At 32.5% G+C, this 26347-nt stretch carries 20 protein-coding genes and 1 tRNA gene; 1 reads left to right on the forward strand and 20 read right to left on the reverse strand.

Going from position 1 to position 26347, the window contains the following annotated elements; translation table 11 throughout:
* Window positions 1-2: 2 nt before the first annotated feature.
* From B2Y85_RS06610 to B2Y85_RS06650, 9 genes are all read right to left on the reverse strand, one after another.
* The gene (locus B2Y85_RS06610; protein WP_372519688.1) at window positions 3-4646 is read right to left on the reverse strand and encodes a translocation/assembly module TamB domain-containing protein; all 4644 of its coding nucleotides are present in this window, start codon (window positions 4644-4646) and stop codon (window positions 3-5) included.
* A 13-nt stretch (window positions 4647-4659) separates the two neighbouring features.
* Entirely contained in the window at window positions 4660-5541 is an 882-nt protein-coding gene (gene ilvE, locus B2Y85_RS06615) for a branched-chain-amino-acid transaminase (RefSeq protein ID WP_372519689.1), read from the reverse strand.
* A gap of 89 nt (window positions 5542-5630) precedes the next feature.
* Window positions 5631-6290: an ABC transporter ATP-binding protein gene (locus tag B2Y85_RS06620; RefSeq protein ID WP_372519690.1), complete on the reverse strand. Its 660-nt coding sequence runs from the start codon at window positions 6288-6290 to the stop codon at window positions 5631-5633.
* A gap of 1 nt (window position 6291) precedes the next feature.
* The gene (locus B2Y85_RS06625) at window positions 6292-7515 is read right to left on the reverse strand and encodes an FtsX-like permease family protein (protein WP_372519691.1); all 1224 of its coding nucleotides are present in this window, start codon (window positions 7513-7515) and stop codon (window positions 6292-6294) included.
* Window positions 7509-8993, reverse strand: coding sequence for a lysine--tRNA ligase (lysS, locus tag B2Y85_RS06630; RefSeq protein WP_372519692.1), 1485 nt, complete (start codon window positions 8991-8993; stop codon window positions 7509-7511). The genes B2Y85_RS06625 and lysS overlap by 7 nt, the downstream gene beginning before the upstream one ends.
* 531 nt (window positions 8994-9524) lie before the next feature.
* A complete protein-coding gene (locus B2Y85_RS06635) occupies window positions 9525-9650 on the reverse strand; it encodes a hypothetical protein (protein ID WP_372519693.1) in 126 nt (41 codons plus the stop codon).
* On the reverse strand, window positions 9650-10144 hold the full coding sequence (locus tag B2Y85_RS06640) for a hypothetical protein (protein ID WP_372519694.1): 495 nt from the start codon (window positions 10142-10144) through the stop codon (window positions 9650-9652). Before B2Y85_RS06640 ends, B2Y85_RS06635 begins: the two co-directional genes overlap by 1 nt.
* 110 nt (window positions 10145-10254) lie before the next feature.
* Window positions 10255-10851, reverse strand: coding sequence for an outer membrane beta-barrel protein (locus B2Y85_RS06645; protein ID WP_372519695.1), 597 nt, complete (start codon window positions 10849-10851; stop codon window positions 10255-10257).
* A 114-nt stretch (window positions 10852-10965) separates the two neighbouring features.
* Entirely contained in the window at window positions 10966-11379 is a 414-nt protein-coding gene (locus B2Y85_RS06650; RefSeq protein ID WP_372519696.1) for a MazG family protein, read from the reverse strand.
* A gap of 53 nt (window positions 11380-11432) precedes the next feature.
* Here B2Y85_RS06650 and B2Y85_RS06655 point away from each other — a divergent pair.
* A tRNA-Leu gene (locus B2Y85_RS06655) sits at window positions 11433-11515 on the forward strand.
* A 4-nt stretch (window positions 11516-11519) separates the two neighbouring features.
* On the opposite strand, the gene B2Y85_RS06660 is transcribed toward B2Y85_RS06655, so the two are convergent.
* From B2Y85_RS06660 to B2Y85_RS06710, 11 genes are all read right to left on the reverse strand, one after another.
* Window positions 11520-12461, reverse strand: coding sequence for a hypothetical protein (locus tag B2Y85_RS06660; protein ID WP_372519697.1), 942 nt, complete (start codon window positions 12459-12461; stop codon window positions 11520-11522).
* Window positions 12462-12464: 3 nt separating this feature from the next.
* On the reverse strand, window positions 12465-13358 hold the full coding sequence (xerA, locus tag B2Y85_RS06665) for a site-specific tyrosine recombinase/integron integrase (protein ID WP_372519698.1): 894 nt from the start codon (window positions 13356-13358) through the stop codon (window positions 12465-12467).
* A gap of 67 nt (window positions 13359-13425) precedes the next feature.
* On the reverse strand, window positions 13426-15654 hold the full coding sequence (gene topA / locus B2Y85_RS06670; protein ID WP_372519700.1) for a type I DNA topoisomerase: 2229 nt from the start codon (window positions 15652-15654) through the stop codon (window positions 13426-13428).
* Window positions 15655-15811: 157 nt separating this feature from the next.
* Window positions 15812-16927, reverse strand: coding sequence for a DNA-processing protein DprA (gene dprA / locus B2Y85_RS06675; protein ID WP_372519701.1), 1116 nt, complete (start codon window positions 16925-16927; stop codon window positions 15812-15814).
* Complete coding sequence (locus tag B2Y85_RS06680; protein ID WP_372519702.1) at window positions 16927-17514, reverse strand: ankyrin repeat domain-containing protein; 588 nt, start codon at window positions 17512-17514, stop codon at window positions 16927-16929. Before B2Y85_RS06680 ends, dprA begins: the two co-directional genes overlap by 1 nt.
* Before the next feature lie 14 nt (window positions 17515-17528).
* The gene (locus B2Y85_RS06685; RefSeq protein ID WP_372519703.1) at window positions 17529-18452 is read right to left on the reverse strand and encodes an SDR family NAD(P)-dependent oxidoreductase; all 924 of its coding nucleotides are present in this window, start codon (window positions 18450-18452) and stop codon (window positions 17529-17531) included.
* Complete coding sequence (locus tag B2Y85_RS06690; protein ID WP_372519704.1) at window positions 18449-20491, reverse strand: LTA synthase family protein; 2043 nt, start codon at window positions 20489-20491, stop codon at window positions 18449-18451. The genes B2Y85_RS06685 and B2Y85_RS06690 overlap by 4 nt, the downstream gene beginning before the upstream one ends.
* A 75-nt stretch (window positions 20492-20566) precedes the next feature.
* Entirely contained in the window at window positions 20567-22243 is a 1677-nt protein-coding gene (locus B2Y85_RS06695) for a diphosphate--fructose-6-phosphate 1-phosphotransferase (protein ID WP_372519705.1), read from the reverse strand.
* 70 nt (window positions 22244-22313) lie between these two features.
* Window positions 22314-24803 carry a phosphatidylglycerol lysyltransferase domain-containing protein gene (locus B2Y85_RS06700; protein ID WP_372519706.1) on the reverse strand — a complete coding sequence of 830 codons (2490 nt, stop codon included), beginning with the start codon at window positions 24801-24803 and terminating at the stop codon, window positions 22314-22316.
* Between the two features lies 1 nt (window position 24804).
* Window positions 24805-25275 carry a nucleoside deaminase gene (locus tag B2Y85_RS06705; protein WP_372519707.1) on the reverse strand — a complete coding sequence of 157 codons (471 nt, stop codon included), beginning with the start codon at window positions 25273-25275 and terminating at the stop codon, window positions 24805-24807.
* Between the two features lie 318 nt (window positions 25276-25593).
* Window positions 25594-26166, reverse strand: coding sequence for an outer membrane beta-barrel protein (locus B2Y85_RS06710; protein ID WP_372519708.1), 573 nt, complete (start codon window positions 26164-26166; stop codon window positions 25594-25596).
* Window positions 26167-26347 lie beyond the last annotated feature (181 nt).

Genomic DNA, 26347 nt, shown 5'->3' on the forward strand with positions numbered 1-26347 from the left:
AACTAAAACCTTAACCTTTGTTCTATCATAAACTTTTTTTCGGGCTCATAGTTAGGATTATCGGAATGTAACCCGTAACTGCCTTTCAAGAACAAATTTCTGTTTAATTTAAACGACATTTCAAGTGCTTGTTTCAAATCAATTTCTCTTTGAACTTTATCGAAAGTTACCGAATATCCTATTTGTAATAACCTGTTAACGTTTTTTTCAACGGAATATTTCATTCCGTAAAGAAGTTCCGCCATTGTGGCTTGTTCATCGGGATCGATTTGCAATGTATCTTGATTTATAAAACCAAGTCGAACATTATCAATAAGTCCCGTTTTTTTAAGAACTGTATTTGCAAGAGGAGTAGCGACACTTGAACTAAACAATCTTATTGCCTGCTGTTTAACCAAAAAGTCCGTACTGGTATCAAGTGCGGTTGTTTGTGAAGGATCTGTTTTAGTAAGTCTTGAAAGTGCTTTTTTAGAATCCATTGTAGGATCATTTTTAGAAGCGAACCTTGTTTTTATATCTTTTATGTTAGACCTGTCTATATAAACTTTGAAAACTTCCGCAGCACTATCACCGGCGGTATATACTTCGGCTTCACCTTCTGCGGTAATAAAAACATCATTATTTATTATTTCTATTTTAGCGCTTACAACATCGAAATCGTTACCTATGATAGAAAACAAACCTCTATCGGATGTTGCAACACCGTTAGCGGATATTTCATCTATGGGACCTTTCAAATTTACCAAACCTTTCAAGGCTACATTTAACACGGAATTTTCAAAATTTGTATCTGTACCGTTTTTCAAATCTATATCTATATACAAGTTCTTAAACAATTCGGCAATAAAATCCGGAATTTCAGTATTACTTTTTACCGGCGGAGGAAAACAAAGGTTCGTGCTTTCAAGTTCAGCCCAACCTGTAAGTTTTAAGTCTGCGGGAGTGCCCTTCAACTTAAAATCAAATATCGGAACACCTTTCGTATAATTTGCAAAACCGCTCGATTCCATTTTAAGAACACCCGATGTAGGTATAGGCAACTGTTTAACAACAACAGGAACACCTTTCTTTGAGGAAAACAAACTTAAATCGTAAACTACGGGATTTATACCTTGCAATTTTACCGAGCCTTTTGCTTCCACTGTTCCGGAACCGGCTTTAGCTTTTGCCGTTTGTATGGTAAACAAGTTATTATCCCACACAATATCAATATCCAAATCTTTTATTTTGCTTACATAAGATTCCGTTTTTATGTTTGTTCCCGTCATAGTCATTTTACCGACATTGGAAATATTTTTTCTTATTCCGGTAAGATTACCGTCTATTTTCAAATTTCCTTTTTTTGCGGTAATTGTATTGTTTGCCAAATTTTTAAGTATATATAAGCTGTCATCATTTAATTTATAATTAACATTTACTTCTTTATTCATTAATTGCTTTTTTAATTTCGAATCTAACCAAAAAGGGAAAAATCCGTCTATAACCACATTATATTTCCCTGACTTTTTTATATTAAATTTGTCTATATTAAGATTATTATTTTTAACATCTATAGCTATATCGCACAAATCAAAAGGAACATTGTAAACCGAACCGTTTGACGAATTTATAGTTAAGTTTATTGTAGGATCTGCAATTTTCCCTTTTGTTTTTAAATTAAAATCCACTGCACCGGTTAAATTTACAGGCAAAGCAAACAAATCCGTCAGTTCGGATAAATCAAGTTTTTTACCCGTCATATTTATGTCTATATTATCAGACAAAATAAAACCGTTTAAATTATAGTATTGTTTCCCGTAATTAAATAAAACATCCTTAAACGCGACTTTAGGATAGTTATCAAATAACACTTTTCCGGACATTTTTAAAATGTTGCCGTTGTCCGTTTTGAATTCAAAGTTTCTATCCAAAACGGTATAATTCAACAGTAAAGAATCTACTCTTTCGTCGTTAAGCCACAAATTTATAAAGTTTATGTTCCCTTTATACATATAGCTTTGCTTCTTTCTTGTCATTTTACCGTCTATTTTTACATTACCGAAAACATCAAACGGACCTAAATGTGTATTAACAAATTTAAGTTCCGAATTATATTTCATTGTATTTGCATCAAAATTTGCAGACAATATTTTCATTTCGCTGTCTGATATTTTTACTTTGGCATCTTCTATGGATATTATTTTGTTTTGTGCGGTAAGTTTTGAAACAAAAGAATTGAATTTCAGCGATTTTACAAACATCGTGTCGGCATATAAATTCAGTGCATATTTTAAATTTCTTATTTTTCCCGTAACCGTTCCGTTACCGTAAAAAGTTCCTTTTAAAGGAGTTCTAAAACCGAAATATCTGTTTATTATATTTTCCGACACATTTTTAAACTCTATTTGCAAGTTGCTGTTTATTGCATCCAAAACACCCGAACCTGTTATTTTGGCTTTTTCTTTATCCCCCGCATTTACGGTAAATTTGTTCAAGTTCATTTTATTATTTCTGTAAGAAATATTTGTATTAAAATCGAAAGATAAATCATTATAAAGACCGTTATCTATATTCGCATTTACAAGAACCGTTGGGTTGTTTATATCACCGGAAGTTCTTATTTCGGATGTTAATCTTCCCTTTATATTTGAATAATATTTAGACAACTTTGATTGTGTATGTTTAATTACGGAAGAAATATTGCCCGTTGAAAAAACATATTCAAAATTTCCGGATAATCCGTTACCGTTATTAAAATGTTTCAAATTTAATTTTTCCGTGGATAATTCCATAAAAGCTTTATGCGCAAGATTTATTTTACCTACTTCAAATTTATCCGCCGATATTCTGCCTATTATTTTGTTATCTTCAACAAGTTTACCGTTAATGGTTAAATCGTAATTTATATTTATACCTTTAAATTTAAAATTTTTGATTGATGTATTAAAAAACGAATCGGAAGTTTTATCCGCAAAATCGATAAAAGCTTTGGTATCTATTTTTGTTTGAGGACCGTTGAAAGAAAATGTTGAAATATTTACCTGTTTGTTGGAATAATGTCCCGCAATATTCCATATATTGAATTTATTACCGAACAGTTCGCCTTTTTTTAAGTTCATGTTGACGGATGTTGCGTTGTCGTTTGTGGAATATTTTATTGTTCCGGTAACTTTTCCGGATAATTGAGGATCTTTTAAACCTAAAATTTGTAAAACATTATTACTATCAACACCGTTATAATTTATTATCAATTCATTATTTTTTTTCGTTTCGTAAAAAGCAGTCATATCGATTTTTTTGTCTTTCGTACTGATTTCGGAAAACCATTTATAATCTTGCTTATACAATTTACCAGATATATCAAAATTCTTTAATTTTTTTGAAGCAATTTGTTTACCCGTTAAATATATCGTGCCTTTATCACTGTATATATTGCCATACAGAGATAAACTTCCTTTCACATTTTTAAATTTTTCTATAAAAGGAAGTTGCTTTATCGGTATATTTTTAATATCGACACTGATTTCTCCTCTTTTATAATTTCCCGACATATAACCGAATTTCTTTTTATTATTATAAACATCGGTATGATAACTGCCGTCATCTTTTATTACAGATTCAAAACTGTTACCGGAAGTATGATAACAATGAGCTTTTAAAATATCGTCATTGTTATTTGCATTAAAAGTTAAATTTCCGAAATTATTACCGAATATGGTAAGATCGGTTGCATTGATTTTTAAGTCTAATTTTTTGTTATTATATCCCGCAATATAATTTAATTTTGTATTTATTACGTCGTTAATATCTCTTATAGTCAGCGTACCGGTAGAATTCCAAACTTTAAAAGGTAAATTTTCGGATTTAAAATAAGCATTTACATTTTCACCCTCGGAACATACCGTAAAAGTGCTTGTATCTTTTTTTATGCTCGTTGTTAATGTTCCTAATTCAAGTCTGTTGACAAACAAATCTTTCATATCGATATCATATTCAAAACAGCCGTCATACAAATTATAATTTCCGAACAAGTCAAACTTGGATTTTATCAACCCGTCTGTTTCCGTATAAAAATCACTCGTAACAAAATTTCCGTCCAACTTTAAATTTCCCCTGGTGTGTATCTTATGTTTGGAATAAAATATTTCACCGCCGATATCCATTTCTTTATTTAACGTAAAACTCATTTTTTGTATTTTAATAAGTTTATTTTTTATAAGAATATTAATTTTGTTTATTTCGCAATTTACATTAAACGAAGAAATTATTTTTGTTAAAAGATTGATTTTTATTTTTTCAAATGCGGTTTTCGGCTGTTCCTGCTCGGAAGGGAGTTCTATTTCTTTTTTTTCGTTTATATAACTTAATTTATCTATTTTTAAAGAAGAAAGAGATTTGAGCGGAGACTTTATATTCTGAAAGAATATGTCCGGCTCAAATCTCAATTCCGCATTATCTATAAAAATTTTGTTATCGAACTCTACATCGTGCAGCATTAAACCAAACGGTAATTTTATAGAGAAGTTTCTAAACTTTATTCTTGAATCTACTTTGCTAATTGCTTTTTGAATGTATGGAACATAATAATATTCTCTGAACTTATATGTAACAGAAAATACTAAAATTAAAACAGTAAAATATAAAACATATCTTATAGTCTTCCACATTCAAATTTTAATTTTATTTTTTTCTTTTTATGGGCTCACCGGTTGATCTTGTTAATGCCTTAAACTCTTTCAAAAGTTTAGGGAATACTTTACCCGGTTTTCCGTCACCTATTACTCTGCCGTCAACTTTAACAACAGGAATTGCTTCCGCTGCCGTTCCGGTTAAGAAACATTCATCTGCCGTATACAAATCGTAAGGAGCAATCATTGCTTCTCTTACATCCAATTTCAATTTGTTTTTTAAAAGTTCCATTGATGTATTTCTTGTAACACCTTTTAATGCTCCTGCCGATGCCGGCGGTGTGAAAACTATTCCGTTTTTAACTATGAAAATGTTATCACCGCTGCATTCAACGACATATCCTTCTCTGTTAAGCATAATTGCTTCCAAAACTCCTGCTCTTTTTGCTTCCATTTTTGCCATTATGTTGTTCAAATAGTTCAACGATTTAATGTTCGGGCTTAATGCATCCGGTGAATTTCTTCTTGTGCATACCGTAATAACTTCAAGACCGTTTTTATACAATGAATCAGGATACAAAGAAATTTTGTCTGCGATAATAAATACTGTTGCTTTTCCGCAGTTTGCAGGATCTAATCCCAAATCACCGGCTCCTCTTGTAACAACAAGTCTTATATAAGCATCGTCCAACTTGTTTATTGCCAATGTATCCAACAATGCATTTGTCATTTCTTTTTTTGTCATACCGATATCAAGTGCTATAGCTTTTGCACTGTCATAAAGTCTGTCGATATGTTGTTTGCATCTGAACACTCTTCCGTTATATGCTCTTATACCTTCAAATACTCCGTCTCCGTAAAGAACACCGTGATCGAAAACTGATACTACAGCATCTTCTTTGTTTACAAATTTTCCGTTTAAATAAATCTTCATTTGCCCACTCTCCTATTGTTTTAGTATTAATATTTATTATTTATATATATTTATATAATAATATATCTTTTGGAATATCTTTGCAATTTTTAGCAAATTTTTCCATCTATGATTTTTATTTGCCTGTCTGCCAAGTTTGCAAGTTCACGGCTGTGAGTAACAACCAACAAAGTCGTTTTTAACTTATTACACATTTCAAACATCAAAGTTTCTATTTTTTCGCCTGTTTTCCTGTCTAAATTGCCGGTAGGCTCATCGGCAAAAAGTATTTTAGGATTATTAATCAATGCCCTTGCAAGGGCCACTCGTTGTTGTTCCCCGCCGGACAACTCGTTAGGCATATGGTTTGCTCTGTCGGTTAAACCCATCGTTTCAAGCATATTTAAAGCATACTCTTTTTTTGTTTTCCTTTCGTTCCACACCGGCATTAAAATATTTTCCATAACGGTAAAATCAGCCAACAAATAATGAAATTGAAAAACAAAACCGATATTTTCTTTTCTCATTTTCGCAAGTTTGGTCGGTGTAAAAGATGTTATATCTTTATCATCAATTAAAACTTTTCCGGATGTAGGTTTATCCATAAGCCCCAAAATATGAATAAGGGTACTTTTACCGGCACCGGACGGTCCCGTCAAAGCAACTTTTTCGCCGGAATTGATTAACAAATCTATTCCTTTGAGAACATTTACTTCTCCGGATTTAGGCACGATATAGTTTTTAGTTAAATTTTTCGTTTCAAGTTTCATTTTAGTTGTATCTTATCGCTTCCAAAGGTTCCAACTTTGATACCTGATATGCCGGATACAACCCCGCGATTATCGTTATTGCAAAGGCACATATCGCAACCAAACAAATGTCCGCAGGTATTATCATAACAGGTAATCTGTCAACATAATATACACCTTTCGGAAGTTTAAATATTTCAAAATTTTTAAGTCCGTAACTTATAAATATTCCCAAAGCCAACCCTAACACGGTTCCTACTGATCCTACAATAATTCCTTCATAAAAAAATATTTTTGATATTGCGAACTTTGAAAACCCCATAGCTGACAATATCCCTATTTCTTTTGCTTTTTCTACACTGAGCAAAAGAATATTAGAAATTATATTAAACGATGCAACTATAATAATTAAAGCAAGAATTATAAACATCATAATCTTTTCGAGTTTCAGTGCCGAAAAAAGATTTTTGTTCATTTCTATCCAAGATCTTGCTCTGTAAGGATATGCTAATTTTTCCTGCAAATCTTTTGCAAATTTTGTTGCTTTATCAAAACTTGAAGTTTTTATTGCTATACCGCTTACACCGCCGTCAAAAGAAAACATTTCATCCGCGGATTTTAAATCAACATAAGCAAGAGTTGTATCGTATTCATACATCCCCGAATGGAAAATTGCTTCTATTTTTAATTTCTTCATTTTAGGAACGGAAGACATTTGACTTGGAAACATTACTATAACATAATCACCGACTTTCGCACGAATAGAATCAGCAAGTTCGTTACCTAAAAGAATTCCGTCTTCGCTTATTTCGTTATCCAACAAAATACTATCTTTACCGAGTTTAGATTTTAAATCCATCAACTTATTTTCGGACTGAAAATCTATACCTTTTACCAAAGCACCCGTTCCCTGAGTGTATCCTTGTTTTTTTATTATGGACTGTCCGAATATGTAAGGAGAAGATGCTTTTATATAATCGTAACCTGATATTCGGTCCATTACTTCTCTGTAATTATCGAACAAAACGCCGTCCGTTCTTGTTAAATAAATGTGCGGTTGGATTCCCAAAATTTTTGTTCTGATATCTTGTTGAAATCCCGTCATTACGGATAAAGTTATAACCAAAGCACATACACCGAGCGTTGTTCCGCCTATGGCAATAAGAGTGGTTAAAAAAGCAAAGAAACCTTTTTTTCTCGCTTTAATGTATCTGTAAGCGATAAAAAGTTCGACTGATCCTAACATTCCGGTCTCATTGTAGGGAAAAATATTACTTCTCTGATAGATTCAGATTTGGTTAAAATCATAACAAGTCTGTCTATACCTATACCAAGTCCGCCCGTAGGAGGAAGACCTTGTTCCAAAGCATTTATATAATCAGCATCATAAGGTTGAGCTTCTTCGTCACCTTTGACTTTTGCTTCCATTTGTTGTTGGAATCTTATTTTCTGTAAGTGCGGATCGTTCATTTCGGAGTAAGCATTACATATTTCCATACCGTTTATATAAAGTTCGAATCTTTCGGCAATTTCAGGTTGCTCGAAATTAACTTTTGTTAAAGGTGAATAGATTGCAGGATAATCCATAACAAATGTAGGTTGTTGCAAGTTAGGTATAACTTTTTCGTCTAACACTGCATCCAACACTTTTTGGTCTCCTGCATCCGGTGCAACATCAAGATTTAAATGTTTTACCTGTTCATACATTTTGCCTGTTCCGACATATTGGAGCAAATCAAGATTTGTATATTCTTTTATTAAATCAAAAAGTTTCGCTCTTCTGAAATTAAGATTTAAATCCGTTGCACCTATGGAAGCCGCCGCGTTTTTTATTAACACTTCGGTTAAGTCCATCATATCGTTATAGTCGGCATAAGCCTGATAAAGTTCCATCATTGTAAATTCGGGATTATGGTTTCTGTCGATACCTTCGTTTCTGAAATTTCTGCCGATTTCAAATACTCTTTCTATTCCGCCGACAACCAATCTTTTTAAGAAAAGTTCGGGAGCGATTCTCATATACAAATCCATATCGAGTGCATTGTGGTGAGTAATAAAAGGTTTTGCGTTTGCTCCGCCTGCAAGAGTTTGTAATATAGGAGTTTCAACTTCGATAAAACCTAACTCTTCAAGTTTTTTTCTTATGGAAGAAATTATAGTACTTCTTTTCTTAAATACTTCTTTTACGTCGGGGTTTGCAATCAAATCCAAATATCTTTGTCTGTATCTCGTTTCGGTATCTTTTAAACCGTGCCACTTTTCCGGTAACGGTCTGAAAGCTTTCGTTGCTATAGAAAATTTGTCTGCTTTTAAACTGAGTTCCCCTGTTCTTGTTCTGAAAGGAACACCTGTTATTAAAACAAAGTCGGATAAGTCCGACATTTCTTTAAATATTTTAAAATCCTGTTCCCCGATTTGATCTTTTCTGACATAAACCTGTATTCTTCCGGTACCGTCGGCAATATCTATAAAAGAAGCTTTACCCATATCTCTTCTGGACATCATTCTGCCCGCAACGGTAACCTGGTCTTTAGACATTTCTTCTTTTTGTAAAGAATCGTATTTTTCTCTGACTTGAGCAATTTTATTGTCTATTTTTATTCTTGCGGGATACGGATCTATTTTTGCAGCTCTCATCGTATCTGCTTTATTTTTTCTTTGTGCTATTATTGTATCTATAGTAGCTTGTGAAGTTTCGTTTTTTTGTTCTTGATTTTCTGCCATTTTTTTATCCTTTGTTACAGTATAAATTTATCCAGTTATGATATCATTTTTTTATATATAAAATCAAAAAAAATGTAAGCAGCTAAGCGAGTTTTATTTTTCGCTTATAATTTCGCATTTGTCTCCCTTATGTACCATATGCTATCGCTTCCATTTATGTACACTTCATTCACCAAATACTTCGTTATAATTTAAAATCTTTAATCCTTTGAAAGTCAACAACGGCAACGGTGAGATCCCGCATCAAGTCCGGAATGACACACCTCTTTTGCAGTTTCACCAATAGAATGTAAGGACAGGAAAAAACGACTTAAAAACTATAAATTTTAAACCGACTAAATATTTTGAATTTAGACAAACTATGGTTACCAATAGAATATAAGGACAGAAAAAAAACGGAGATATTTGTAAGTGAAACAAAAAATTTCCGAGCCGTAGTGTACGTAAGTGAAACGGTACATGAGGCTCGGAAATTTGAAGTTGTAACTAAAATATTTCTGTTTTTTTGTATTAATGTAACTTAGTTAAATCTTAATAGAAATCAAATTTGAAACCTACATTAAGTTTAAATCTGTAAGTTGACACATCATATTCAAAATCAGGTTCATAACCTGAAAATTCCGCACTTCCGTAGTTAAAACTGTATATCAATTCCATTATAAAATATCTTGCGATTGTCGTTCCCACACCGATTCCCCAATATACACCGTTATAATTTTCCACACTTGCACTTGGAGGTCATTTCTAAGATCCCAATCGGCATGTAATATACCGTAACCTAATTGGAATATAGGATAAATATTATTATAACCGTCATCATCAAAATCAAAGTTATATTTTACTTGAAAATAAATGTTGGTATATCCGATTTTATCTTTTGGTTCACCTGGTGCATATTTCAGTTTACTGTTGAAAATATGTTCTGCTCCGACACCTACAGCGATATTGTAATCAACATAATAGAAAAAGTCAGCACCGACAGACATTGTTGTTTTCATATCGTAATCAGCAGAACCATCGCCATCCAATGTTGTTTGTTGTGCAAGAGGAATGCCTGCTTTTACACCGGCCTCCATCGTTCCCTGCTCTGCTGCAAACACAGGTACTACAAGTGCAAATGTAAGCAATGCTGAAAACAAACTTTTTTTCATTATTTTTACCTCTTCCAAATTAAAAAAAATTCAGGTTATAAGGTTACCAGTTGCTTTATCATTGAACTCATAACCCTATAACCTTACAATTTTATAACCTAACTTGTTTATTAGAAACCAAATCTGTAACCTAAATTAACTGCTATTCTTCTTGTTGTATAAGACCAACCTTCATTCCAAGCAGAGTCGTCGTTATGTTCCCAATAGTTTACGGAATACAAAAGTTCAACAATTATATTAGCTTTTTCTATACCGAGTCCTGCTCCCCAATATAAACCGTTTTCTGAAAAATCATAATCTTTATAATCGGAACTGAATTTTGTAATACCCATACCTATTTGACCTAACAAATAAACTTTATCTACCATTCCGTTTTCTGCCAATATAGGTTTTACGGCAGCATATATATTTGTTGATCCGGATTTTACATCTTCAACAATTCCTTTCCATTTTTTTCCATCAAAATCAGTATCAAAAATATAACTTCCGCCTACACCTATACCGAGATTATCCAATACATAAAAATACAAATCTGCTCCGACAGAATATGACGGATCTTGTGAATAAGTGCATTTATATTCGTTTGGTCCTGTTTCCGTTACTGTAGGTTCAATTATGTATCCTGCCTTTATATCTAATTCCATTACTGCAAATGCAGGTGCTACCATGGCTACTGCCAAAAACATTGCTACTAAAATTTTTTTCATTTACTTCCCCCGTTTATAATTTTTTTTCTTAATTTTTATTATTTACACATACAACTATTATATTTATATGAACAATTATTGTCAATAATTTCAAATTTGGAATTTTCTATCCTTCTATCCTTCTATCCCTCTATCCTTCTGTTTCTTCTCTTCGGCTTTGATTTTTTCCCACTCTTTTCTTATTTCTTCTTCGGTTGTTGCTTTTGAATTGCCGAACACATGCGGGTGTCTTCTTATCATCTTTTCGTTTATTGTATCTAAAACATCGTATATATCAAACTTATTATTTTCTTTTGCTATTTGTGCATGAAAAATCACCTGCAACAAAACATCACCCAACTCTTCTTTCATGTTATTATAATCTTCTTTTTCTACCGCCTCGTTATATTCGTTGGACTCTTCGAACAAATATTTCATTAAAGTTTTATGAGTTTGTTTTTTGTCCCAAGGGCACCCGTGTTCCCCTCTTAACTGTTCCAAGATATCTACCAACTTAAAAAATTTGTTCGCTTGTTCTTGTTTGTTCATTATAAATTCCTTGTTAAAATTTCTACAAAATGATATATTTTTCTTAACCTCTTGCCGAGGTGGTGGAACGGCAGACACACAGGTCTCAGAAGCCTGTAGTCGCAAGACTGTGCGAGTTCAAATCTCGTCCTCGGCACATTTTATATTTTATCTTTTTCAATCTCGTTCGATAAATAAGGCAAAAACCTTGTTTGCCAAGTTGTAGTATCTTTCGTTTCCAAAACTTTTAAAGTTCTGCCTCTTTCAACATGAGATATTCCGAAAATCAAATCGGAATATTTTAAACATACAATATATTCGTTACCGATTTCTTCAACGGATTGAACTTCCGCGGGTATAGGAATCATTGCCTGTTCTTTTTTTGCACCGATCAGATGTCCTATGTAATGAGCGATGTCTCTTGTATCTATTATTTTTGCGAGAACTTTATCGCCTAAAGCCAAATTTTCCACTTTTTTACCTAAAGAATCTTCAAAAATAATCGCTTCAAGTTCTATTACCGATGAGTATTCGGAAGGCATTGTTTCTTTTGGAATATTGTCCGGAAAATATTTCGGTAATTTTTTAAAATCTCTTAAAGTTAATTCTTCGGCAACAATTTCTATTTGAACATTATTTTCGGCAAAATAAGATTCCAGTACCATTTTCATATCTTTACAACTTATAATTTTGTTACTTTTTAAATTTGAATTAACGTATTCTTTAAGATTTTTATCTATTGTTTTTGTATAGTTTTCTATAACACCTTCCACCCAACGATATGAATATATTTGTTTTTCAAAAGAAAACCAATCTACATCCACATTTTGTTCGTAGACTATAGGATTAAATGTCATAACGACACTGAATCTTAACAAGTCGAGATTTTTATTGTTTGTTATTATGTGAATAAGCCCGAAAATATTATCGTTCTTTAAAATTACTTTGGCTTTATATGCGGTAATATATTTAAGCATTGCACCTACATAAGAAATTGCTTTATAAAAATTTCCTTCGGCAAGTTCCAATGCGGTTTTTGCTTCCGATTCTTCACAACCCGTATCATCCATTAAAGCTTTTATTTTTTCCAATGTAATATTCATTTTCTATTTTACCCTCGGATGTGCACTATTGTAAACTTTTCTTAAACTTTCCAATGTTACATGCGTATAAATTTGTGTAGTGGACAAATTCTTGTGTCCCAACATTTGTTGAACACTTCTTATATCGCAACCGTGATCTAAAAGATGTGTGGCAAAAGTGTGTCTTAATGTGTGCGGTGAAACTTTTTTTACAATTCCCGCTTTAATAAACCAGTTATGTAAAACCTTCCTTGCACCTCTTGAAGTTATCCTTTTACCGTACACATTTAAAAACATAGGCGAATTTATGGAACAGTCCAGTCCGTCAGCTCTTCTTTGATCAATATAATTTTTTATGGCAACCAAACATTTATCACCTACGGGAACAATTCTTTCGGCAGAACCTTTACCGAACACTTTTAATGTTCCCGATAATAAATCTATATCTTTTAAGTTTCTGCTTACAAGTTCTTCTATTCTTATACCGGAAGAATATAACAATTCTATCATTGCTCTGTCTCTTAAATCAATATCGGGCAAATCGAACAAATTTGATATTTCCTGTTCGGTAATAAATACCGGAATTCTTTTATCTTTTTTAGGTGTTGCCATAGATACAGTGGGATTAACTTCTATAACAGATGTAATAACCAAAAACTTATAAAAAGATTTCAGTACCGCAAGCTTTCTTATAATAGACGATTTTTTTAAGTTTTTATTATATAAACCGGCAAGATAATCTCTTATTATGTTTTTGTCACATTTAACCAAATCGATATTTTTGTTCTTTTTAACGAAATCGGCAAACTCATACATATCTACACTATAAGCTTTTGCGGTGTTTGCCGAATAATTTCGTTCTGCCGTTAGATACTGAATGAATTGTTCTATTTCTTTTATTTGGTCTGTTTGTTCCATACGGATAATTATACAAAAAAAAGACAGAAAGGAGTAAATCCTTTCTGCCTTTATATACTTTATTTGACTATTTCTTTGTTTTTTTGGTTTTGGTTTTTGTTTTCTTTTCGGCAGCTTTTTCTTTTTTTTCTATTATTATGTTACCTTCGGAATCGGTTTTTACCCATTGCAGGTTTCTGCATTTCGGGAAAGCCGAACAAGTTAAGAAAGGCCCTCTTTTACCTATTCTTTTAAGCATGGGACTTCCGCACTTTTCGCACTTTATATCTGTTTTCTCAGGTTCCGGTTTTATAACTTTGTTACCGTTTTTATCTAAAGAATATGTAGTTTTACATTCCGGATAATGTTCGCAAGCGAGATACGGACCTCTGAAACCCATTTTCTTTAACATTATTCCGCCGCATTTAGGACACTTTTCTTCCGTTTTTTCCGGTTCGTTGGAAATTTTGTTACCGTCTTTATCTACGGAAAAAGTTGTTTTACATTCGGGATAACCCGAACAAGCCATAAACGGTCCTCTTCTGCTTTCTCTTATAACCATAGGTTTACCGCATTTCGGGCAAACTTCGTTTGTAGCTTTAGGAGCGATTTTTTGTCTTGTTGCACTTTCGGCTTTTGTTAAGTGACTTTCGAAAGGTGTATAAAATTTCTTTAATACATCCTGCCATTTAAGTTTGTTTTCTGCTATATCATCAAACTCTTCTTCTATATCTGCAGTAAACTTATAATTTATAACATCTTTAAAGTTTTCTTTTAAAAATTTATTTACTACTATTCCCAAATCCGTAGGATAAAACTTTTTATTTTCAAGTCTGACATACATTCTGTCCAAAATAGTTTTTATTGTAGGTGCATATGTAGAAGGTCTGCCTATGCCATATTCTTCCAATGTTTTAATCAAACTTGCTTCGTTGTATCTTGCCGGCGGTTCGGTAAAATGTTGTTCCGGAACGATTTTTATTAAATTTAATATATCGTTTTCGGATAATACCGGCAACTTAGGTTCTTTTGTATCTTCATCTTGTATGGAATAAACTTTCATAAAACCGTCAAACTTTAATGTTGAACCGGTTGCTCTGAACATATAATTGTTTGCTTGTATATCTATTGTAACGGTATCGTATACCGCATCTGCCATTTGGCTTGCAACGAATCTGTTCCAAATTGCTTTATAAAGTTTATATTCATCTGCCGTAAGATACGGTTTCATCATTTCGGGCGTTCTTTTAACCGATGTAGGCCTTATAGCTTCGTGAGCTTCCTGAGCACCTTTAGATTTTGTTTTATAAAATCTCGGTTTTGAAGGAACAAAACCTTTACCGTAACTTGTTTCTATAAAATTTAATGCTTCTTTTTGTGCAATTGAAGCAATATTTAAAGAGTCAGTTCTCATATATGTTATAAGACCGACAACCCCTTGATTTCCTATTGCGATACCTTCATACAATTTTTGTGCAACAGACATTGTTTTCGAAGAAGAAAAGCCTATTCTTCTTGAAACATCCTGTTGCATTGTAGATGTTGTATAAGGAGGATACGGACTTCTTTTTCTTTCCTTCTTTTCCACCGAAGCAACTTTGTATTGTGCACTTTCAAGTTCTTTTAATATATTATCTGCCTGTTCTTTATTTTGTATTTCAAGCTTTTCGAATTTTTTACCGTCTTTGGAAATAAGGTTTGCGGTAAAAGAAATATCATTATCTTTTTGAAGTTCTGCCTCTATTGACCAATATTCCACGGGAACAAACTTTTCTATTTCTTCTTCTCTGTCGCATATCATCATAACGGCAACAGACTGAACTCTACCCGCCGATAAACCTTTTCTAACTTTTTTCCATAATATGGGTGAAAGTTTATAACCTACAAGTCTGTCCAAAATTCTTCTTGCCTGTTGACTGTCAACCAAAGCCATATCCAACTTTCTGGGATTTTTTACGGCTTCTTTTATTGCAGATTCCGTTATTTCGTGGAACGTGATTCTATCTGTAGTATCATCCGAAAGTTTTAACAATTCTTTTAAATGCCAGGCAATAGCTTCTCCTTCTCTATCCAAATCGGTTGCAAGATAAACATGCCCCACTTCCGAAACTGCCTTTTTCAAATCGGCTATTATTTTCTTGGATTTCGGCATTGCGACATATGTAGGTTTAAAATTCTTTTCTATATCTACACCTATTTCTTTTTCGGGCAAATCTCTGATATGTCCGAACGAACTTTTTACTATATAATCGCTACCCAACATTTTGGATATTGTTTTTGATTTTGCAGGAGATTCCACTATTACTAAACTTTTCATCTTTACCTCATATAAAAATACTTCGTATTTTTTAATTTATAATTTACAATTTATAATTAATGTGTTTTTGCAATGCAAAAACAATTTGTTCAACAAAAATTACTCCGTAATTTTTACCGACATTGGACATTGTAAATTGTACATTATCAATTGTCGTTTATGTGTTTCTTATGTATATCTGTCCCGGCATAGCTTTTATTAAACCGTTAAGTTCCAAGTCCAACAAAATCGCAGAAACTTCCGAAACATTAACATTTGCCTTCAAACTTATTTCATCCAAAGACATTCCGGTGGCAGAAGATTGTATCATTTTTAGAATATTTATACTACTTTGTGAAATTAAAGGCAAATTTTTTACAATTTCCTTTTTCTTTTTCTTTATATTTTTTCTTACCCAATCACTCAATAAAGGAACCTGTTCGCTGACATCTTCCGGACTTAAAGCAACAAATGCACCTTGCTTTATTAAGCTGTTAGGTCCCTGCGAATATTTTGAAAATACAGGGCCTGGAACGGCAAAAACATCTTTACCGTAATCACAAGCAAGGTTTGCGGTTATTAAGGAACCGCTTTTTTCCGCTGCCTCTATTACTATTGTTGCAAGTGACAGTGCGGCAACTATTCTGTTTCTTCTCGGGAAATTCATAGGCAATGCTTTCCTTGTTAAAGGAAATTCGCTTATAACAACACCTTTTTCACCGATTTCATTTTGAAGTTTTCTGTTTTCGGAAGGATAACATTCCAACAGACCGTTACCTAAAACGGCAATGGTTCTACCCGAATTTTTAATGGTAGAACTGTGAGCCTGCGTATCTATACCGCCTGCCAAGCCGGATATTGTTGTTATTGAATTTTGTGCGAAATATTTACAGAATTTTTCCGTTACCATCAAGCCGTAATTTGTAGGTCTTCTTGAACCTACTACCGAAACGGAAAGGTTATCGTTTTTATCAAAGTTACCTTTTACATATATAACGGGCGGATAATCACATATATTTTTCAGCTGATAAGGATACTCTTCATCCAAGTATGTTAATACTTTTATATTATTTTTTTCGGCTAAAGTAAGCTCTTTGGTTGCAACTTCGAAGTTTGCCAAACTCTTTATTGATTTTGCAACTTTGTTCGACAAACCTAAGGATTCAAGTTCTTTTATATCGGCATTTATAATATTATTCGCACCGCCGAAATAATCTGCTAAAGATATAAACTTTTTAGGAACTAAATCCGCAATTGTATTAAGAGAAATTACAGATAATTGTTCATTATCCATTACTTTTTCTTATTAAGAATATCTTTTATTTCTTCGGCATACTGTTTATTGTTCTTTGCATAATCGACAGCTTTATAACCGTCATAATCTTTTGCATTTACATCCGCACCGGCACTTATAATTAATGATACTATTTCCGGTTTATTATTTTCACATGCCAACATTAAAGCCGTAGTTCCGTCGTTCGCTTTAACATTGACGAGCGCACCGGCTTTTAAAAGTTCCATGAAAACTTTTTCGTAAGTATCATATTGAGCGGCATACATAAATGCTGTTTTTCCCGCATTATCGGTCAAATTTACTTTTGCGCCGTAAGATAATAACAACTGCATCATTTCAACACTGGAATTTCCTTGGCAAGCTGCCATTAAAGCTGTTCTTCCGTCCGCATCTTGACCGTTTACATTTTCACCCGCAATAATTGCATCTTTTACTTCGGAAAAAGAAGCAAACTCACACAACTCTTGTAATGTTTGTTCTTCCACCATAGGTTCGTTTGAAAATTTATCTCTTGCTTGCACATTACTTATACAATAAAAAGATAAACCTAACATAACTATAAAAGTTAAAACAGTTTTTTTTCTCATAATTTTGCTCCTGTTTATTTTGTATTTTTAAAATATTCTACCGTATTTTTTAAACCTTCTATAATACCCACTTTAGGTTGCCACCCCAACACTTTTTTAGCTTTGGAAATATTTAAGAAACTTTTAAACAGTTCCCCGTTTCTTTTAGGTTTAAATACCGGTTTTTTCTTATAACCTATAATTTTAGACAACTCGGCAGCCAATTTTGTTACGGATGTTGTTTTGTTTGTACCTATATTTATAACTTCGTTATTACCTTTCGTTAAAGATTTTATATTTGCCGAAACGACATCTTTAACATAAACATAATCTCTTAACTGTTTACCGTCACCGAAAATAAATATATCTTTGTTCTGTTCCATTTTTCCTATAAATATGGCAACAACACCGGCTTCACCGTTAGCATCTTGTCTCGGTCCGTAAACATTTGCATATCTTAATACGGTATATTTTAAACCGTATAAAGTACTGTATGCTTTTATATAATGTTCTACGGAAAGCTTTGCCACTCCGTATGGTGATAAAGGGTTGGCAAAAGCTTTTTCATCGGGAGCTTTTGAGCCGCATTCACCGTAAATTGTTCCGCCCGAAGACGCAAATATTATTTTTTTAACTTTTGTATTTTTGCATGCTTCCAAAACATTTAGCGTCCCTTTTATGTTTACATCGGCATCAAAACAAGGATCCGCAACGGATTTTCTTACATCGAGTTGTGCCGCGTGATGTATAACAATATCTATTTTTTCTTTTTTAAATATTTCGTCTATTTTTTTCTTGTCACATACGGAAACTTTATAAAATTTCGCTTTCTTGTTCACGTTTTTTATGTTTCCCGTAGCAAGATTATCCACAATTACAACTTTATGTTTTTTTTCTATCAAGGCATCAACAATGTTTGAGCCTATAAATCCCGCACCGCCGGTAACTAAAATTTTCATTTTTCTGTCTCCTTTTCAGGTTTTTGCAACATATAGTATGCAATAGCAACACTTGATTTGTAATGCTTAACCATATTTTTATGTTCCTCGTTTTGTTCCGCAGGAACTATTTCTCTCGGTTTTTCTTTGTTCCATGTATAATATTTTTCTTTACCGGAGGCAAAATCGTAAATAACAAAATTATCCTTTGTCATTATGGAACCTAAACAATTTGAAGCAATATTTTGTTCCGCTTCATCGGACAACAAATCCGTTCCGGTAGCCCAATAGTCAGTATTTGACAGCGATAAATTGTAAAGTGTAGGCAAAATATCGGTATGCGAGCCTACAATGTTATCGGTATCTGCTTTACTATCAGGTCTTAATTTTTTAGGTATGTAAAGATAAAAAGGTACACTCATTTCATCTAATTTTCTTTCTACGGAATAACTGAAAGTATTCCAAAAATTGTGGTCACCGGTTATTGCAACAATTGTGTTATCGGCAAACTTTGAATTTTTTAATTTTGTTAAAAATTCGCCTACTTTTTGACAAGAATATTGATAAGTTGCAAATCTCATTTTCGAAAGAGTTTTGTCCCCCGTAATATCTTTTTTCAGTTCTTCGTTTATTTCCAACGGGTACGGTTGTTTATAATTGCTCGGTAACGAATACGGCGGATGGTTTGATGTTGTCATAATATAAACAAATTTGCTGTTATCGTTTTCTCCTAATGTTTTAAGTATATAATCAAACAAATATTCATCGTAAACACCCCACTGATTTCTTTCGTATTCCTTCGGCATCGAACCTTCACCTATAACTTTATCAAAACCTACATTGGGCATATATGCGGTACAATTTCTCCAACCTGCATTTCCGCCATACATAAATATTGTTTCGTATCCTTTATTTTTATAAGGCACAGGTCCCGTATAAAAATATTTGTTATATGCATATTTAGATTGGCATAAGAACTGTGATAACGGTAATCTTGCAATGTTTGTCATTGCAGATTCCAAAGAGCCTATCGTTCCCATGTTCGCAGGTAAAAACTTATAAAATACAATATCTTCATCCAAATGTTTTTTGAATTCGCCCAACACATTAAAACTTTCACTGTTATAATGCATTAAATCGGTACCCAATGCTTCCATCATTATAAATACAACATTAGGTTTTATTTCTTCTATATTTTTATTGTACTTTGTTGTTCTCTTTAAAGAATTTTCAGGTTCTTGTTTATCTATGGAAGAAACATCAACATTTAAAAAATCGGCAAAAGTTTTTGCCATATTATCTTTAGAGTAACCCATTTTTGCAATATAATCTCTGTCTTTTTGTTTAGATCTTGCTTCTATTGCGGCTTGCAAAGTGTATATGCCGTTTATGGCAACTTTATTTATAAATGTATTTGTTGATATTTCCGCATTATCTACACCTAACGGGAAAAGACCGAACGAACCCCTTGCTATTATAAAATTGGCACATAATAAAACAAGTGCAAGTATAATTTTTATATGAATCTTTGTTTTTTCAATGTAATAACCGATAACTTTTTTTTCCAGTACAAGTTTGGTTAAAACATACACAAACACAAAAATTAGTATAAAACCTATACCTACCCAAACAACGGGATAATTTTCCGCTATTGTTGAAAATAAAGCTTTTGTGTCATCTTCAAAAACACCGAACATTAAAATGTTCATATGGTTTTGAAAATAAGAATAAAACCCGAAATCTATGCAAAGCAAAGTTACGATACAACCGAAAAATATTGTGTAATAATATTTTAAACTTTTAACAAACTTTACAAAAAGTTTTTGACTGCCTATAAACCAAAACAATATAAAAAACAATGTTACTAAAGAATTTATATATGCAAGAACGGCACAATCGTATCTTACACCCAAAACAAATGCTTGGACTAAATCACCGAAATATTGTGATAATTCAGCCCAATCAGAATAATAAAATGTAAATATTATTCTGTAAATCGTCATTATAAGAGCAAATATTATATTTAGCGTAATAATTCTTTTTATAAATTGCTTTATCATTTTTAACCCTTTAAATATAAACAACCATTTCTACCGAATTACCGATAGAAATGGTTGCTTTTTTGCATTTAAAAACTATTTTTTCTTCTGTTCATACTGCAATGTTTTTGTCGTAATATCCGTTACCGAAGCAGGACCGAAGAATTGGATAGGGCCCGGGAACATATATCTGTCGTTCATTGCCCAATCTTGTCTGACTTTAGCAAAAGCTTTAAACGGTGCACCGTTAAGTTTTACCAAAGCTTTCTGTATAACGGGTTTTTCTTTACCTTTTCTTCTTTCTATGTTCATCATCATTGTTAAAGGTATTCCTCCGCATTTCCATTCGGAAGATTTTTTAACAAGGTTTTTAACCGATGACAAATAACCTGACATATTGTTCAATACCAATGCTGCCGCATTGTAACCTAAAGCATATGTATAGTTTGCATCAAAGTTTGAAGGAACTCCGCATCTTCCTTCATATCCGAAGAAATGGTTGATTGTAGAGAATTTTCCGTTATATTTTCCCGCTTTTTTCAAATCTTTCAATTTTTTTGAAACCATTTCAATAAGCAACTTTTCGGTTTCGATTAAAGAAACTTGAACATTACCGTGAGGATCTCTGTCCAACATCAATTGAGCAGCAATGTTTTTCGGTAAAGACAACAAAAGTGCCGATAAGTTTTTAGGTAATTTTGATGAAATGAATTTTATTTTTTCATCAACCGTATTCAACTTGGCAACTTTATCTTCGTTTTCCGCCAATAAATCGTTAAGTTCGGCAATAAGAGCTTTCATTTCAGGAATAAACTCAATCAATCCTTCCGGAACCAAAACTACTCCGTAATTTTTACCGAGTTTGGATCTTTTAACTACCAAATCGGCTAAATTGTCTACTATTTGTTTAAGTGTCATTTTCTTGGCTAACACTTCTTCACCTATTAAAACTACGTTAGGTTGAACTTTAAAACCGACTTCCAAAGTAATATGAGAAGCACTTCTGCCCATAAGTCTTATAAAGTGCCAATATTTTCTTGCCGAGTTAACATCTCTTTCAATATTTCCTACAAGTTCGGCATAAATTTTTGTTGCAGTATCGAAACCGAAAGAAGCTTCGATATGTTCGTTTTTCAAGTCGCCGTCTATGGTTTTCGGAACACCTATAACACAAACGTTAGCATTTTCTTTTTTCAAATATTCCGCAAGAAGTGCCGCATTTGTGTTTGAATCATCACCGCCGATAAATACCAAAGCGTCCATTTTATTTTTCAATATTGTTGCTTTGGCTTGCGCGAATTGTTCCGGTGTTTCGATTTTTGTTCTGCCGGACTGAATCATATCGAATCCGCCGGTATTTTTATAATTTGCGATAACTTTATCGTTTATTTCCATTGTTTTGTTATCTAATATTCCGGAAGGTCCGCCCAAGAATCCCACCAATTTATTTTTCTTGTTTGCGGATTTTAAACCATCCAATAAACCATAAATAACATTATGTCCGCCGGGAGCTTGTCCGCCCGAAAGAACTACTCCTACTTTTATAGCTTTCTTTGCTACAACCGCATTTTTACCTGCTTGAAAACTTACAACGGGCATACCGTAAGTTTTTTCGAAAATAGCTTTTATTTTAGCGAAATCAGCTACCGATTTTGTTGCTTTACCTAATACCGGTTTTACATTTGCTACACCTTTTTTTAATACCGACGGTAAAACAGGTTTAAAATTTAATCTTTCCTGATGCAATTCCGAAACACTACATTTTTGTGCCATGACAAAACTCCTTATGAATTTTATTAGTTTTTTATTATACTACTTTTTAATAAATATTTTAATATATAAATTACGAATAAACATACAAAAAATCTCTTAAGAAATTTATCATCTGTTTACCCGTATAGAAAGCAACATATTTTTTCTTCCATACGGGATCAAATTTAGATTTAAATTCTTTCAAAGCATTCATGTCATACTTAAAATGTTCCGCAAAAACAAATATTTTTGCTTTTGAATTAAATTCGTCATCTATCATTACTTCATCACTCGGTGTTAATCCTAAATTAAACCATTTATATTCGTTTTCTTTTGCCCAGTTTACGCAATTAAATAAAATATACTGAACAATTTTTTCATCACAATCCGTTGTGTATCTTACATTGGAAACAAATGCTTCATATTTGTTATTTGAAAGTAAAAGGTATGCATAACCCGAAATAAACTTATCTTTTTTTATAATTACATACTTGTTTGCCGCATTTACGGAAACATCAAACATTTTGTTTTTAACATTACCGAAATCTTTTTCCCACTGATAATCTATAAAACCTATATATTTTTTATTTTCTAAAAATTGTTCTCTGTCCGCTATTTCAAAGGTATATCCGTTACTATTAAGTTTATCACAATAATTTTTTATATCTTCAAGTTTTTTATCATCTTTTGAAAAATATTTTAAAGAAACATTTGCATCAACACCGAACGATGCAATATCAAGACCGATATCATCATAAATTTTTAGATTTTTATAACCTAAATAAACAAATGTAGGAATTATGCTTTTCGAATCGGTCATTTCTTTAAAATCCCAAATTAATTCTTTACCCGACTTATTATCTCCTACGGGATCACCGAAGACTATTGCATTATTGTTTATTTGCGAATACATCATAAAAGAACTTGTATTCATATCAAAAAGGTTTCTGTTTTCAAAAGCATAATTTGCATATACGAAATTCGAAGAAGCGGATATTTTTTTAATATTATTTAAATCTATATTAGACTGTTTATATCTGTATCTTTTCCACATTTCGGATATTACTATTATGGCAATGGTAACAATCATACCTATACAAATTCTCAATGCTCTTCCGGCATCGCTTGCACCGAATATAACGGTTATAAATTTATTCCAAGAATAAAAGTCCGGTCTATATACAAAAAAGCATAACCATGTTGACGCAATAAACACTGCCGATATAAAAGATAACCACAATGTGTTCATTTTAACCGCTATCAAACTTAAATTTCTGTAAAAATATTTTTTTGCCGGAATTATAAGAGAAAGAAGTATAAGCAGAAATACCATTTTTTCGTATCCGTATCCGTTAATTAAAGCCAACGGGACCAATAAAGATAACAAAACAACAGCCATGGTGTATGCTCTTTTTATTCTTAACACAATACCTCTTGAAATAAATAAAAGCATTATACCTATAACACTTATAGCAAAATGCAGAGAGTCGAGTATTACGGGAGAAATATAATTATCCAATCTGTGAATTATAGATGAAGATACATCCGTTACTCCGGAAAACAATATAAATGCACCGCCGATAAAAATACTTACTGACAGTGCCTGAGGCACAAGAGATGCCATTCTTCCGCCGTAAAATCTTGCAAGAACTTTGAATCTTCTTTTTGCTCTGAAAAATTCGTGGCTTGCGAGAAGTAACAAAGCAACTCCCAACGGGAAGAAATAAAATATAGCTCTGTATGCAAGAAGTGCTCCCATAACATAAGAACTCTGTGTAGCTTCCGGCAACATCATAACTATAGCCGTTTCAAATACACCCATACCTCCCGGAACCTGACTTAATATACCGAGCATTTGTGCAACCAAAAATATCTGCAACAATGTTATGTAAGGAATTTCTCCGGGAGGGAGCAAAACAAACAATGTACAAGATGCTATAACCCAATCGGCTGTAGCAAGCAACATCTGCCACAAAGTAATTTTTATGTTAGGAAAAGTTATTGTCCATTTATTAAAAATTTTTATCGGTTTCGATTTAAATAAACTTAACAACGTGTATGAAGTAACTAATGTTAAAAACAAAACTCCCAAAGGAAACGATGAATGAAAAATGAATTTACTGTCGGTAAATTCCACAGGAAAGAAAGTAAAAACTATTCCGCCGATAATAAGTAACCCGAACCATATTGTTGCCGAAGAGAAGAACAACACTTTTGTAACATTCAACATTGAAACATTGTATAAGGAGTAAAGCCTGTATCTTATCGAGCCGCCGAAAAGCATTGAATAGCCGGTATTGTTTCCCAAAGCATTACTTATAAAACATGTGAATACCACATTTTTAAACTTTAACGGAACATTTATAAACTTAAAAGCAACAACATCATAACCGCCCAAAATCAAATAATAGGATAATGCCAATATTAAAGCACAGACTATTTTAAAGGAAGGTATTGCTCTTAAGGTTTCAAGTATTTGTTGATAGCTGTAACTTTTCATTTCATTACTTAACAACATTATGGCAACAACAAATATGATAATTCCCAACGGAGCAATAAGTATCTTTAATATTTTTTTCATATCAATATTTTATTTTATCTTTTTTATTTTTCCATTCCGTAAAAGGCAAATTAGAACCTTTTGTTTTTATTTCCATAAAATTTACCGACTTTATTTTATTTTTAAGTTCATTATAGATTTTACCGTCTTTAAATCCGTATTTTGTCGCAACTTCTTTTGCTGCGGAATAATAAACTTTTTTTATATTTGCCCAATATATAGCCGAAAAACACATAGGGCAAGGATAACATGATGAAAAGATTTCACATCCGGACAAATCAAAAGTTTTTAACTTTTTTGCCGCTTTTCTTATAGCATCAATTTCGGCATGCAAAGTAGGATCTTTTTTTGATGTTACCTGATTATATCCGTAACTTATAATTTTGTTATCTTTTACTACTATTGCGGCAAACGGCCCGCCTTTACCCGCCAAAACATTTTTTTGTGCAAGTTCAATAACCTTATTGATAAATTGTTCTTTATCATTTTTCATATCTAATTATTATACCATTTTTACTATTTAAGTTTAAACAATAATTTGAGAAACGGAAGGATAGAGGTATGGAAGGGATGGAAACGGCAGAACGGCAATTTATAATTTATAATTTACAATTTATAATTTCGGAAGAATTAATTTTTTATTATTTAAGATTATTATTAGAATTTAAGAACATTAGAAAAAACAGAAATATTTGTAAGTGAAACAAAAAATTTTCCGAGCCGCAGTGTACACAAGTGAAACGGTACATAAGGCTCGGAAATTTGAAGTTGCAACTAAAATTTTTCTGTTTTTTATATTAAAGTTAGCTTATTAAAAAGAAAATTTATAACCTACTTTCAATTGTAATGTTGAATATTTTAAATCAAGTGCAACAGTAGGATTTACTTTTATAGATGCATTGCTGTTTGAATAAAGAATTTCAAAAACAAAATTTTCTTTTATTGTTGTTCCTGCACCGATTGCCCAATACAATCCGTTTGAATCTTCATGGGTATCAGGATCTGTTCTCATAATACCATAACCAACTTGAATCAAAGGATAAATATTGTTAAACAAATCATCACCTAAATCGAACATATATTTTGCCTGTGCATAAAGATTTGTCCAACCAGCTTTTACAGGTGTATCTTTTACTTTGGAATTAAAAACATACTCTACACCTGCACCGATTGCTAACTGTGGCATTACATAATAAAAAAAATCTACCCCTGTTGTAAATGCAGAATCAACATCGTTAGAATCATCATAATAATCATCAATTTCTACTTTAGACATAAGATTAAAACCTGCTTTAATGTCCAATTCCATAGCACCTTGGTCTGCTGCAAATACAGGTACTACCATTGCTACTGCCAACAATATTACTACTAACAACTTTTTCATTTTACTTCCCCCTTTTTATAAAAAATTACTTCATAATTTTTATTCAATACGAGATCCCGCATCAAGTGCGGGATGACAGACTTCTTGTCATTGGTTACTTTCTAAGACTTCCAATATTTTAAATTATAACCATTTCTATTTTAAGTTTACCTATGAATGTAGCAGGCAAGAGAAAAATTTA

This window comes from Candidatus Ruminimicrobiellum ovillum (assembly GCF_002392975.1).
GTDB lineage: Bacteria > Elusimicrobiota > Endomicrobiia > Endomicrobiales > Endomicrobiaceae > Ruminimicrobiellum > Ruminimicrobiellum ovillum.